The 13,215-nt window shown below is 33.0% G+C and carries 11 protein-coding genes and 1 pseudogene; 7 read left to right on the top strand and 5 right to left on the bottom strand.

Annotated elements, in window-relative coordinates; all coding sequences use genetic code 11:
- Positions 1 to 781 precede the first annotated feature (781 nt).
- The 5 genes and pseudogenes from H9X96_RS06165 to H9X96_RS06190 all read left to right on the top strand — a co-directional run bounded on the left by H9X96_RS06165 (position 782) and on the right by H9X96_RS06190 (position 7,277).
- Positions 782 to 3,127: pseudogene (locus tag H9X96_RS06165) on the top strand (outer membrane beta-barrel protein).
- A gap of 34 nt (positions 3,128 to 3,161) precedes the next feature.
- On the top strand, positions 3,162 to 4,034 hold the full coding sequence (locus tag H9X96_RS06175; protein WP_187665434.1) for a TraB/GumN family protein: 873 nt from the start codon (positions 3,162 to 3,164) through the stop codon (positions 4,032 to 4,034).
- 308 nt (positions 4,035 to 4,342) lie between these two features.
- Entirely contained in the window at positions 4,343 to 5,521 is a 1,179-nt protein-coding gene (locus tag H9X96_RS06180; RefSeq protein ID WP_187665435.1) for a hypothetical protein, read from the top strand.
- Positions 5,522 to 5,538: 17 nt separating this feature from the next.
- Positions 5,539 to 6,672: a hypothetical protein gene (locus H9X96_RS06185; RefSeq protein WP_187665436.1), complete on the top strand. Its 1,134-nt coding sequence runs from the start codon at positions 5,539 to 5,541 to the stop codon at positions 6,670 to 6,672.
- A gap of 215 nt (positions 6,673 to 6,887) precedes the next feature.
- The gene (locus H9X96_RS06190; RefSeq protein ID WP_187665437.1) at positions 6,888 to 7,277 is read left to right on the top strand and encodes a DUF1573 domain-containing protein; all 390 of its coding nucleotides are present in this window, start codon (positions 6,888 to 6,890) and stop codon (positions 7,275 to 7,277) included.
- Between the two features lie 293 nt (positions 7,278 to 7,570).
- On the opposite strand, the gene H9X96_RS06195 is transcribed toward H9X96_RS06190, so the two are convergent.
- Both H9X96_RS06195 and H9X96_RS06200 read right to left on the bottom strand, forming a co-directional pair.
- On the bottom strand, positions 7,571 to 8,305 hold the full coding sequence (locus tag H9X96_RS06195; protein WP_187665438.1) for an IS3 family transposase: 735 nt from the start codon (positions 8,303 to 8,305) through the stop codon (positions 7,571 to 7,573).
- Positions 8,305 to 8,619 (bottom strand): transposase, encoded by a 315-nt coding sequence (locus tag H9X96_RS06200; RefSeq protein WP_187665439.1) that lies wholly within the window; start codon positions 8,617 to 8,619, stop codon positions 8,305 to 8,307. The genes H9X96_RS06195 and H9X96_RS06200 overlap by 1 nt, the downstream gene beginning before the upstream one ends.
- Before the next feature lie 299 nt (positions 8,620 to 8,918).
- Here H9X96_RS06200 and H9X96_RS06205 point away from each other — a divergent pair, with 299 nt between their 5' ends.
- Both H9X96_RS06205 and H9X96_RS06210 read left to right on the top strand, forming a co-directional pair.
- Positions 8,919 to 9,335, top strand: a complete 417-nt coding sequence (locus H9X96_RS06205) for a hypothetical protein (protein WP_187665440.1) — start codon at positions 8,919 to 8,921, stop codon at positions 9,333 to 9,335.
- 11 nt (positions 9,336 to 9,346) lie between these two features.
- Positions 9,347 to 10,996, top strand: coding sequence for an MAC/perforin domain-containing protein (locus tag H9X96_RS06210; protein WP_187665441.1), 1,650 nt, complete (start codon positions 9,347 to 9,349; stop codon positions 10,994 to 10,996).
- A 206-nt stretch (positions 10,997 to 11,202) separates the two neighbouring features.
- Here the strand turns inward: H9X96_RS06210 and H9X96_RS06215 are convergent, their stop codons facing one another.
- From H9X96_RS06215 to H9X96_RS06225, 3 genes are all read right to left on the bottom strand, one after another.
- Entirely contained in the window at positions 11,203 to 11,931 is a 729-nt protein-coding gene (locus tag H9X96_RS06215; RefSeq protein ID WP_187665442.1) for a hypothetical protein, read from the bottom strand.
- Positions 11,932 to 11,941: 10 nt separating this feature from the next.
- Positions 11,942 to 12,457 (bottom strand): endonuclease V, encoded by a 516-nt coding sequence (locus H9X96_RS06220; protein WP_187665443.1) that lies wholly within the window; start codon positions 12,455 to 12,457, stop codon positions 11,942 to 11,944.
- A gap of 137 nt (positions 12,458 to 12,594) precedes the next feature.
- Entirely contained in the window at positions 12,595 to 13,206 is a 612-nt protein-coding gene (locus H9X96_RS06225) for a DUF4142 domain-containing protein (RefSeq protein ID WP_187665444.1), read from the bottom strand.
- Positions 13,207 to 13,215 lie beyond the last annotated feature (9 nt).

Raw genomic sequence — 13,215 nt, forward strand, 5'->3', positions numbered from 1 at the left:
GAATTTCAGTATGCTCTTCTACATGAAAAAACAATATAACAGATTTTCACGAGCCTTTCCAAACTGACAGCTTTAATGTTCCTTTCATTTATAGAGTAAACATTTTGTGAGATGTTTAATTGAATGGCCATGTATTGTTGACTGAATCCCTTTTCAATTCTTTTCATGAAGATTTTATTTTTAAGGGCATGAAACATTTTCTCATTATTCATAGGAGGGCGCTTAAGTGATTTAATTCCTTAAATGTTGACACCCGGCTCTCGCTATAGTCCTACTCATAATCCACACTTTAGCAACAGATTTGTCTGATTTTGTTGGGAAATTTTAGATTTTGACCATTGGATCATCAGATCAAATCCAACTGCTTTTTTTGTTGAAACTAATCAGATTGCATTTAAAATATATTTTGTTTAAACTAAGCATAACACAGATTATATAAACAATATATAAGTTGTTTCAACATAATATCATCCACTATATTTATACCAATGATTTGTTTCGATGAAATAATCTTCAGATCACTAGGATCGACATTTTTTTTATACATGTTTCTTAAAAACACAACCTATTATAGCTAATCATTTTAATTCTAATAGTAAATTCCGTCGAATACGTTACGAAAGTAATAGAATAAAAAAAATGCAGCGAAACATAGCTGTAGAATAGTATTAAGCTTAGATTAAAACCTATTATACCCTAACCTTGTAAACAAGGAAGGGAAGTTGTTTACAATTTATTATTATGAATTATCTTGAAAATATTATACCTATTGTTTTATTTTATGATAGTATCTAACCTGGCATTCTCACAAAAGACTGATTCCTGTATAAGTGGAATTGTTAGGCACAAAGTGTCTAAGAAAATTTTACCAGGTGCAATAGTAACTATCGAAACTTTGGATGGAGTTCCTCTAGATAAAATGAAGACCGATACGATAGGAGTCTTCAAGAGTAAAAAAATTCAATTTGGCACTTATGTAATCAAGGTTGCATTTATTGGATTTAAAGATCAAACAGATACGATTATCCTGAAAAGTAATCAACAGGATATTAATATTGGTTTAGAAGAATCTGCCTACGGCTTAAATACAGTTAATATTACCGCTCAAAAAGAAACTCCATTTCTCACTTTTTCAAAAGGAAAAATTACGCTTAATGTACAAAATAGCTCACTTTCGGCAGGAAGTACGGCCTATGATGTGATTCTTAGAGCGCCAGGTATGTCGGAACAAAACGAAAGATTAAGTTTTAGAGCAAAAACGATTGCCGTTTTAATCAATGGCCGACCCTCAAATTTAACAGGAACAGATTTAAAAAACTACTTAAATGCCCTAACTTCAAACCAGATTGAAAAAGTCGAAATTATCCCAAATCCTTCAGCTAAATACGATAGTGATGGAGGGGTTGTAATCAATATTATTTTAAAGAAAAATGATAAAAATGGTCTAAGTGGGTCTTTAGGTTTGACATTAGGATCTGGTAAGTTTTTTAAAGGGAATAAGGGCCTTAACTTGAATTATGGAGAATCTAAGATGAACACTTATTTGTCGTATGATTTTATGCGGAGCAAAATGTATTACGAAGATTATAGTAAGTCTACTTTTAATAATAGTTCTAGTGTTATACAAAATGAATATGCTATTCGAAAACGGAATATACACACACTTAGAGTAGGTATTGATTATAATTTAAATTCCAGATTGAAAATTGGAGGCCAGTTCAGGACACTTATAAATAATGGCAATGGCGACAGGGATAACATTTCTGAAAATCTACAAAATAATCTATCTCTAAGCACTGCAAATGTAAAGACAATTAGTGCATCAACACTTTCAAATCCTTATCTAAACAGCTTCTTAGAATTGACAATAGATTCCTTAGGAAAAAAATTGAATATCAACGTTGATGTTTTCCAGCAAAGTAAGATGTGGAATGATGAAATTAAAATTGTTGATAATTTATCAAAAATAGGAAAAATTAGAAGCACTCAGCCAACCAAAGTTTTCACACAGATATACAGCATTGACTATGTTCAGCCATTAGTGAACGGCAAATTAGAATCTGGTCTAAAACTACAGCAAACTATTAATAAAAATAATCCGGTGTGGGAGAACAACATAAATGAAGAATGGCAAATTGACCAAATCAGAACCTATCGGTTTCTTTTTAAAGAAAATATCTATTCCGCGTATTTAAATTGGAATACAACCTTATTAAATAAAGTTGATATGAACTTTGGTACTAGAATAGAAAATACCATTTTAGAAAGTAATCTCCTGTCTCAGGATCTAAAAAATAGACGGTCTTTCTTTTATCTATTTCCATCACTCGGCTTAGAATACGTATAATCTCAACAAAGCTCTCTTTCAGTAAATTATAGAAAAAATATTGATCGATTTGGTTTTGGCGTAATTAATCCCTTTAAAAACTATGTTAACCCATATTTTTCTACTATGGGTAATGCCAATTTAAGTCCGCAAATTAATCACGATATGGAACTGTTTTATAGCTACAAAAAGGTATTTGTTTTTGGGGTAAGTTATACAAAAACAGTTGGAGTTATTGCACCAGTATTAATCCCCATGGGAACTAATCAGATTATTTCGACATATGAAAATTTACCAGGTGCTAACCTGTTTTATATGTACGCTAATGTACCCTATCGATTTTTTAAGTGGTGGAGTGTAAATTTCAGTGGAGGATACGGATTTTATAATTATAACACTACCGAAAAACAAACACTTACATCGAATAAAACTTGGTCGTACTTAGGTCAACTGGATTTTAGTTTTAATTTTAATAATAATTTTATGATAGAGTTAAGCACCTTTTCTAGAGGCCCTTATGCTTCAGGTATTAATCAAACAAAAGGTGTTTCTGTGATAAACGTCGGTGCTAAAAAATCTTTCTCTAATAATAAATTCGTTCTAAGTGCAAATGTAAGCGACGTCTTTAATTCTAATTCTACAAAGCAAACTACCAATTATAAAGGTGTATTTATTGATGCTAAAAACAAGGTTGAAAGCCGGTTTATTACTGTCGGATTGAATTATAGCTTTGGCGGAAAAAAGGAAAAGACAATTCATTTAAAAAATGATAAGGTTGAAGAATATGAAAAGCGTATGTAGTAGTGTTTGAATTTAATTTATATATAATAGAAACATGGTAAAAATAACAAGTATTATGGTATTAGCACTTATTGGGCTATATAATCAAACAAATGCCCAAAAATTTGATGGAAAAAGCAACTCTTTGCTCTGGAAAGTATCGAAAAATGGAATAAACGGCAGCTCATATATTGCATTTACTATGGCCGATTTATGTGAAACCAGCCCAAGCTTATTAGGGAAAATGACTAAACTGGCTGATAAACTGGATACTTACTATACAGAAACGGATCAAACAACAAATGAAGTAATGGAGAAAATATTAAAAATAGAAAATTCTGACGAATCGTTAAGGAATATTTTACCAGCAAAGTATTATCTGAAAACCAAATTAAAATTAGGAGATACTTATGATGAGAAGAAAATCAATCATTATCACCCTGCTGTAATTTATAACTGGTTGGCACGTCGCATCACACCAGAGTGCAATAATGTTAATCTAACACAGCAAATATTTTTGGCATATGCCGAACAACATGCATATCCAACAAAAGGATTAACCCGCTTTGAAGAACTATTTAATATTTCGAAAAAATCCGGAACAGCTTATTACATTTCAGAAATTAAAAATATCATTGATAACGAAGATCAAATAAAACAGGATGTCCAAATAAAGGCTGCGCTTTATTTGAAGGAAAATTTGCATGAACTCGAAAAATTGTATAACAAAAGCAGTTACTTAAATCTGAAACCTGCAGCCGTGTCAGGATTTGAAAATAGAATTCGCCTACTGACTGAGCGTTTGGACAAGGCATTTAAAACAGGGAATATAATTGTTACTGTTAATCTAAATAGTGTAATGTATCCAAACAACAATATTTTTGATGAATTAAGGAAAATGGGTTATTTACTTAGCCCGGTTTTTTAACTAAAAAATTACCATCAATATGATGATATAAAAATATTCTAATGGCCAACAGAATGAAAGGGAAGCCTGAAAACCTTATAGAGTAGGGAATCAATTTAAAATTAAAAACATGAAAAATGTAAATTATGATTTGTTTTTGAACGCCATTTCGATGGAAGAATTAGAACCAAGATTAGAGTTAGCTGTCTTAAAAAGGACCACCATTACGGTTAGGGGTTTTGGTTGTGAAGTGTCTTGTACATTCGAAACGTAAATTAATCTGGGAGCCATCTTTTAGATGGCTCTTTTAAATATTCTAATATATATATATGTTTTCATATACTCTCCATGCTGATTTAGATACTAATAGATATTTGCTGATAAGCGATGATAGTGCATTTATTTTAAGCAAAGTACTCTATGATTTGTTGGATAAATACAACGAGAAGCAAAATATTCATGATGTGCAATTTTATTTGATGGAAAAATATAATGAGCCACAATATAACACTGAATTTATTAGAAAGGTCTTAGATACAGTTTCTAATAAATTAGATAAAGCTGATGGAGATAAAAAGATCTATGATTTTTTACATTATAAATGTACAATAATTAAGGAGGGGGCATTAAAGTCTTTTTTTAAATATTCATCAGCACTTTTTGGAAAATATGTTTTTCTAATTCTAATGTTATTTTCATTTTTTTCTACAATGTATTTTTTTATATATAATGACCTTTTAAGTATTAATTCCTTAGCCGTTGCCTCCCATGAGCATTTAACTTTTAGTAATGCGTTACTTACATATTTTTTGTTTTTTGTTTTCATTTTTATTCATGAGTTAGGTCATGCAGGTGCTACCACTTATTTCAAATTACAACCAAAAGAGATTGGCCTTGGCTTTTACTTCATTTTCCCGGTACTCTATACCAACGTCTCTGAAATTTGGCAACTTAATAAGGCTAAGAGGAATATTGTTAATTTGGGCGGTATTTATTATCAATCTTTAATTAACATGATACTTATTGGCCTTTTTTTTCTAAATGATACTGCTGGTTTGGTATTTAATCTTATCATAGCAAATACGTTAAGTATGTTGTTTTCCTTAAACCCGTTTTTTAAATATGATGGGTATTGGATACTCAGCGACTCTTTGAACATACCTAATTTGACAAGTAAAGCAAGAAGAATGATCATTCAATTTATTAAATCTCCTTTGATTTGTATTAAATCTCTACAGGAAAAAGGAGGTATAATATTAGTTTATTCACTATTCCAGTCTTTGTTTTGGCTATATGTTTATTTTGAGGTTTATCAGTATCTGAAAAATATTATACCACAACTTATCGAACACATCCATTCTGGATTTTGGGATATGGAACAAAAAATCATTTTTGATTTTTTTATCAATACAACGATTATGTCGGTAGTGGTTTTCTTCATGTGGCTCCATATAATATCCATAATAAGATTTGTAAGGGATAATTTATTGAATAGAGTTTTTGTTTAATCCTTTTCTCCTCCAAGATGAATTTAGAAGAATACACGAAAGCATTGGAAAATTTAACAACCAAATCAGAAAATCTTACTATAAAAGTTAGTGAGATGTTAAGAAGAACTTTGTGTTTAACAAGTGCTAATTTGGGTAATTTTTTACCAAAAATATCAGGCGAACAGCATGAAAGAGTATTAAAAAACATTCTTTTGAATAAAGACAAAAGTGTGCTTGATGGCAAATATAGAAGCATTTTAGAGCATGTTCACTACGAAAATAAGACTGGAAATATAACCAGCCTCTTATTTAATGTTCCATCCATAATTTATACATTTCATATTGGATCTATGCAGTTAACAAATCATTTCTTGGCTTATAATAAGATCAAATATTCATTTATAGCATCAAAGAAAACGCTTGATGAACACCTGGGTGATTTCTTGGAAATGGCTGAATTCCAAAAGCAAAATTATGGGGAATTGGAGTTGAGCTATATTGAAGCTGACGAATCAACATCTTTGTTGAAAATGATTAGAGCGTTAAAAAACGGGAAACATTTGTTAATTTACATAGATGGTAATATTGGATCTGGGGAAAGAATTGCTGAAAAACGTAATATGTCAAATATTAATTTCTTTGATCGGCAAATTTCTGTTAGGTCTGGTGCGGCAATTTTATCTTACCTATGCGAAGTCCCTATGATTGGAGTTGTTAATTATAGAAATAAAAAACATGAAAATTGCATGTATTTTATTGATCCCGTTTTCCCCAAAAAAAAGGAACACCGTTTAGTAGAATGTAGAAGTTTAATGCAGTATGCATATTATAAATTTTCCGAAATCTTAAATAAGTTCCCCGATCAATGGGAATGTTGGATATATTTACATTTATGGGTAGATACTTCTAATTTTGAATATCAACCCACCGAAGCTTTTAGGGCTAGTTCGTATCAATTTAATAATGGTGATTTTGGTCTTTTTATGATTGATAGAAGTTGTTATCTTTTCTGTAAGAGAAACTATCAGTCTTTTTTCATTGACGAAAGCATTTACAACAGTCTAGTCCAATATACCAACGAACTAATTCCAGGAACCTTATTTCCAGAAGAAATTACGGACCAGTTTTTAAAGAGAGGTGTATTCAAAAATGTAAAAAATAGATTATGAGAAAAATCATTCTATTTGTTGTTCTTTTAATTTATAGTCTTCCAAATGTTGATGCTCAAGATATGCCATTCGGAATTACTGAGACTATCCAAAATCAACAACTATGATTGGCGTAATACGGGATAAAGATACCGAATCTGATGAGGTAACAGTTAAAGATGGTAAGATTAAAGTTCTTACAATTCAAGAAAACAAATTCAGCTTTACAAAATAGTATGAAAAAGAAAAGTGTGTTAATTTTGTTTGTTATTTTATCCATCCTTACAATTTCAATGTATGCTCAGGAAAATTCCGCTTTGAAATTTGATGAGATATCTTTTGATTTTGGAAAGATAAAGCAAGGCATTCCAGTGAAGCATATATTTAAGTTCAAGAACACCGGTAAACAACCGGCAGTAATTAAGAATGTTACGACATCATGTGGATGTACGGTTCCTGAATATAGTCAGAAGCCTGTATTGCCAGATCAACTTGGAAAAGTTGTAATTACATACGATGCCAAAAGTCCATTACCTTTTAATAAAACCATAATTGTATCTCTTTCAACAGAAAAAGACCCAATCTTAATTCGTATCAAAGGTGAGGTTGTAAATAAAATAGAATGATACGTGTTTGGACAGAAATGTGAAGCCACAAATAGCGGGATAGTATTATTGAAAAATTAGTGCCAGGTAATCAAACGCTGATTGACAGCTTCGAGCGCAAATATGCCAATATCAAGGCCAAGCCCCGCAAGCTAATCTATCTGGTGTTTGTGAGGCAATTGATAAGGGGCTGTTTAGTGTTCGTGAAGCAATTGAGAAAAGCCCATACCAAACGCTAATAATCAAATGAAAAATAAAAGAATAATAATATTTATAGCAGCATCTATTTTGCTGACTAGCTTTAAATCTGTTGCTCAGAATGTCGAAGGTGAATTTAAAGTAAAGGAATCTTCAACAAAATAATGGGTGATTGATTCTGAAATAGGGACAGTATTTAAGGGATTTAACGACGCTAGATTCTTTGAAGACGGGGATGAATTATCCAATACACTCCTAAATTCATTACAGGCATACTGAACCCCGCGATCAGAGTGAAAAATAAGCTCCTGGGTAATAGGCCTGTTTTTTTGAGCCATTTTAAATGCTGGTATTGTAGTATCTATGGCCTTCATTGTTGTGCTCAATGCCCAGCCGATCACTTTTCTGTCACCCAGATCTATAACGGTGGTCAAATAGAGCCAGCCCTGCTTTGTTTTAATGTAGGTGATGTCTGATACCCAAACTACTCCTAATGTTCCAGGCTTAAAATCACGGTCCAACTTAATTTCCGGTACTGGGAACTTATGATTGGAATCGGTGGTGACTTTGAACTTTTTCTTCACGATACTTCTCAAATTGGCTCTTCTCATCATTCTGGCAACCCTTGGTCTGGACACTTTTATGTTCTTTTTATTAAGTTCTTCAGTGATCCGGGGACTTCCATATATTTTTTTACTATTTTCAAAAGCCTGAAGAATCTCGGTTTCAAGCATTTGATTTTCAATTTTTCTGCTTGAGGGAGCATTTTTCAACCAGGTGTAAAAACTACCCCGACTCACCTTCAATACTAAACACATTTTCCCAACAGGAAATAACGTACTGTGATTCATTATGAACCTGAATATTTGCTATCGTTCCTGGAGAAAATGCTGATGGCCTTTTTTAAGATATCGCGCTCCATTTGTGTTTCACGACGCTCTTTTTCCAATCGCGCTAACTTTTGTTCGGTTTCGGTTAGTATTACTTTCCCATTCCCTGGAAAACTAGTGCTCTGTTTATCTGAAAACTCCTTCCTCCAGCGATACAATAAAGAGACTTTGATATCCAACTCTTTGGCTAGGGCTGTCAAATCGTTACGGCTATTACTCAGTTCAACACTCATCAGCTTGAACTCTTTGGGATACGCTTTTCTTTCTCGTGACATAATTTCTGTTAAGTTATGAATTCTCTTAACTTACTGTCTGTTCAAATGTAGCAACTCCACAGATCAAATATTCTATTGTTGATAATAAAGTTCTAAAATTGACATATATATAAACTATATTTACCCCATAATCAATATTTATACTTTAAATGATTCTTAAATTAAGAGAAATCATTAGTTTAGGCTAACAAAAATCTTAAGAGATTGAAATTCACTCATTATCTACGCAAGTCGTCATTTTAGATATAAATTCTTTTAAAGAAAACAAAGCAACCAGTAAGGTTTAATAAATAAAATCCATGAAAACAAAAACACTACTTCTTTTAATTACACTCCTAGCTTCTACAACCACAGCTTGTAAAAAGAAATCCGAATCAGCTGAAAATTTTCATGCTGAAACATTAACTAACAGTTCTTGGAACGGAAATTTGAAACAAAAATCCAATAATAATATTGATGTATATGATGTCAATATTACCTTCGGAACCAATGGAACTGGTTCATACACCTATCGTAAAACAAATTTAAAAGAACGTGAAACCGCTAGTTTTGAATATAAAGCAGATAATAAATCTTTGTTTATCGATCATGGCTACAATAACATATTAGCGGGTTATTGGTTAATCGAATCTGCTGGAAAGAACAAGCTTCACATCGTCAGAAATATAGAAAATCCCGATAACACTGATCAACTTGAATTAACTAAAATATTATAACACTCTTAAAAATGAAAATTTCAACCAAGTTCTTAATCATTACCCTGCTTGCATTCTCTTCCTGTAGCAAGGACGTTCTCAGTCCAGAGACTAACAACTCTAAACTATTCAAAGATAAGGAGTTGATGTCTAAGCGTACTGGGACCGGAAAAATTATTCTAAGTTCCAAAGAACTAAACTCCGGCAGGTTAGCATCTGCTCAATCCCTTTCACTTCCAGCACCGTTGCAGCCAGAATATTACTTAGGCAGATCTTATCGTGGCGACGGAAGTATTATCGTAGAACCGGAAAACGTAAGTTTCAAAGTAATAGAAATTGAAAGATTGTTACAAGAACATCCAGATTATTACACCCCTTTGAACATCGATATTGTTACAGCGACAAGTTCATCCTTCGCTTCCTTCGATCGATATGAACAAAAAACCAATTCAAATAAAACTATTTCAGGTGGGTTCAATATTAATCTAGGACTTTTCAGTTTCGGAGCAAAAAACAAGTGGACAAATACATTTTCGTCCTCGGTAATTAATGAAAACAATAGAGTTTTTGGAGAATTAAATGTTGAAGTAAAAGGCTCATCTTATTCGCTATTGTCCTCTATAAATGTACGAAAATCTATCATTGAGAATTATCTGAATCCAACCTTCTTAAACGAAGTTAATAACAGCTCAAGAGGTGAATTCATTCGTAATTATGGTGCTTTTGTACTCGGAAAATATTATACTGGTGGAAAAGCGACTGCAATGTACACAGGAACAGATTTTAGAAATACGACAAGTGAGAATAAAGAAAAAGCAATGGATGGATCTATCAACGCTTCTTTTGGATTTAAAGTTAAAAAAGATGCTACTGGAAAGATTGGTGGCGACTTTGGGTTTGCAAATGGAAGCGGAGAATCCTCAAATGAGCAACATAATATTACGCAATTGAAGCTATCAATCCAGACAATCGGTGGAAATAAGGGATTAGGAGCATTTACAGTTCCTAAAAAAATTGAAGACATTAATATCAATTTGGGAGAATGGGTGACCTCGCTAAATGACCGCACGAAATATAATTTAATCGGAATACATGAAGGGGGCTTAAATCCCATTAGTGATTTTGTACTGGAAGAGAATTTCAAGAGGTCAATTCAACAATATCTAAAGAATCCTACAACTATAATCAATCGCACAACATTAGACCAGCCAATGGTATGGATAAGACCAACATACCCTCCTGGAGATCCCTACGGAGCAACAGGCGCAGTGTATTCAATGTTCTTATTTACCCGATTTGGTGAATTTATAAACATCACTCCAAGCGATATGCTGCAAGCTAAGTTAAGTTTTTCACCTGAACTTTATCAGTCCTACATCGGTAGAAAAAAGCCATTCATAGACGTAGATTACTATGCAGGTGGAGACTACTTTGTTCCTGAAACTAGTGATGTACCCGTGATTTCTTTGGTTGGAATAGAGGAAAACGCGATGCGGAAATTTTATTATAATAAAACAAATACAACTTATCTTTTATATTCTGGGGCTGGGAAAAAATATGCATTTTCTATCCATGATGACTATGTACTTGATACCTACGGCATGCGTACTTGGGTTAACGGGATGCCAACAACGAGCATTTCATTTGCAGAACTTCAGAATTACACCATAATAGGTTTATAAATTGACATGATTTTGGTGCATTTTATTTAGAATAACACTACATTCATCACTATTACTGCAAATAACCAGAAATAAAAAGTCTGGTTATTTGTTCTTTTTCCTAAAAGCGCTTCTATCTATTTTAATCTTCTTGACTTAGTAAATATACATTAATTAGGAAATTCACTCTACTTCTTTGGAATTGCAACAATAAAATAGACATTTAGTTAAGCTGCAATATTTTGTATGTTTAATTTTTGACCAAATTCTTCTGGGGACATGTATCCAGTTCGGTTATACTTGTCGAATATCATTTCAAAAGGTTCATAATTACGTGCTGGCTTCCAGTGTTCTGTTGTGGTACGCGTACTCCCTTCAGTGAACGTTTTCGAATCTATTAAAGTCCCTTTTCTACTGTCTTTAAATTCAAAACTAACTTTTGATTGTAAGTACTTTCCAACCAGATCAGGTAGGTCTTTAAAATTTACAGCATCACTTTTTATACTTATTTTATGGTGTTTTTGCTGGTAAGGGAATAACCTATTTAGCCACCAGGGGTTTTCCTTTTGAGTGCATACTGGTAATTCATTGACATAAATGATATACTCAGCATATTCTTCATTTCTAGAATCTGAATAAATAATGCTATCAATACTATTCCATTTGATGAAACAAGAACAATCAAATAAAACCATTTCGAAATTAATGCCATCCGGACTGAAAATCAACTGGTTACTATTGGACGCTACAGCGTTACGAGGGCTGAAACCAAATACGAACCCATATATCACTAGCATTGGGAGGATGATAAAAGCTCCAATCAGGATCCAGCCATAAAATGGAATCATTTCAACTGTATGGGCTGCAAAATAAAGCAATGCGCATCCTATTAAAAAGAAAATGAGAAGCGGAATAACAAAGATTAAGACGGGATTTTTTTCAATTATTCTTTTCATGAAATTTCAATTATTGAATGATCCATGTGTTTTTCGTTGCTGTATCCACTTGTTTAATGAGGTTAGGCAGTCGATATTTCCCAAACATATCGGCGATCAATAGTGATGCTTCTTGCAGCTCAATTCCTATTGCAGATACATATAACGGTTTTGTACTCTCTCCTCTAAATACTTCCTCCACATACTTCGTATTGCTGTAGAATCTCGATTTGGCGGCCCCAATTATAGGGATTCTCTGATCTAAACTATCATATAAGTATGCGTCTAAGCCATACTTTTTTTCGTCATCTAAATAAATAAAACCGTCGATGATGAGGAGTTCTATTTCGTCCAGAGGAACATCCTTCAGGAATTCTAAAATACAGGGCAGCTCTCTTTTATAAAATTCTCCAGAAACATATTCCTGTACATTTCCAACAATCTTTGAGGATTGTTTTAACATAACATCATCAGACCAGTCTTCAAAAAAACCTCCAACCACCTTAGCTTCATTACTTTGATAAGCTACATCTATAATTAACTTCATTGACTTTATTTAATTTCTGTTGATAGAAATCTTCAATCCTTACAATTGTACCAACATTTCAAATTTCTTAATCTTACCAACAAGCTGGTGCTCCTCGAGATTAATTTCATTCTTTGGAGGAGGAAATCCTAGCTTTTTTATGGACTTATTTTACTCATATTTAAGTGTTTACCAATCTCCAAAGCCTTCTTATAATGCTGTTCAACCGATGGAAGAGCTTTAACTGCAAATGCTTTTAATTCCGGATCAGTTAAACCTGAGCCATCGGTAAAAAGCTGCAAGGCTTTCTGATGCTGATCTATCACCATGCGAATATATTGTAAATCAAATTCCCGATTAACCAATGTATTCAGCACTTTCAAATCTTCTTCTGATTTTCCAGATATGGCTTGCGCCAATTGAATTCCTTTTGCGCTAGCAATCCGATTAAGTTCAGCATTAGCCTCCTTATGATCTTTTAATAGACTGGCCGCAAAATCCTTTACTTGTTTATCTTTGCTTTTGTTCATCGCCAAATTTGCAGCTTCAATTGCCTGGAGCTCCACTGTTGAGGCGTTTAAGACGAACATTTTACCATTACCATTTACATCCACATCGGCAGTTATCGCCTTTGCCCGGAGGGTCGTATCGCTTAAGGAATCTACGATCCCAGTTGCTGCTTCATCTCTCCCATTTCTATCTCCCTGGGTACAGGCCTGCATTCCAATCAGCAAACAAACAGGCAACACATTTTTCCAATACTTTTTCATAAGTGAACA

This window comes from Pedobacter sp. N36a, assembly GCF_014472395.1.
GTDB lineage: Bacteria > Bacteroidota > Bacteroidia > Sphingobacteriales > Sphingobacteriaceae > Pedobacter.

Excerpts from the sequence above, each read along its gene's own strand:
- H9X96_RS06180 (WP_187665435.1), top strand. The coding sequence starts at position 4,343 with ATGTTTTCATATACTCTCCATGCTGATTTAGATACTAATAGATATTTG.
- H9X96_RS06205 (WP_187665440.1), top strand. The coding sequence starts at position 8,919 with ATGAAAACAAAAACACTACTTCTTTTAATTACACTCCTAGCTTCTACA.
- H9X96_RS06210 (WP_187665441.1), top strand. The coding sequence starts at position 9,347 with ATGAAAATTTCAACCAAGTTCTTAATCATTACCCTGCTTGCATTCTCT.
- H9X96_RS06215 (WP_187665442.1), bottom strand. The coding sequence starts at position 11,931 with ATGAAAAGAATAATTGAAAAAAATCCCGTCTTAATCTTTGTTATTCCG.
- H9X96_RS06195 (WP_187665438.1), bottom strand. The coding sequence starts at position 8,305 with ATGAATCACAGTACGTTATTTCCTGTTGGGAAAATGTGTTTAGTATTG.
- H9X96_RS06190 (WP_187665437.1), top strand. The coding sequence starts at position 6,888 with ATGAAAAAGAAAAGTGTGTTAATTTTGTTTGTTATTTTATCCATCCTT.
- H9X96_RS06175 (WP_187665434.1), top strand. The coding sequence starts at position 3,162 with ATGGTAAAAATAACAAGTATTATGGTATTAGCACTTATTGGGCTATAT.
- H9X96_RS06185 (WP_187665436.1), top strand. The coding sequence starts at position 5,539 with ATGAATTTAGAAGAATACACGAAAGCATTGGAAAATTTAACAACCAAA.
- H9X96_RS06220 (WP_187665443.1), bottom strand. The coding sequence starts at position 12,457 with ATGAAGTTAATTATAGATGTAGCTTATCAAAGTAATGAAGCTAAGGTG.
- H9X96_RS06225 (WP_187665444.1), bottom strand. The coding sequence starts at position 13,206 with ATGAAAAAGTATTGGAAAAATGTGTTGCCTGTTTGTTTGCTGATTGGA.
- H9X96_RS06200 (WP_187665439.1), bottom strand. The coding sequence starts at position 8,619 with ATGTCACGAGAAAGAAAAGCGTATCCCAAAGAGTTCAAGCTGATGAGT.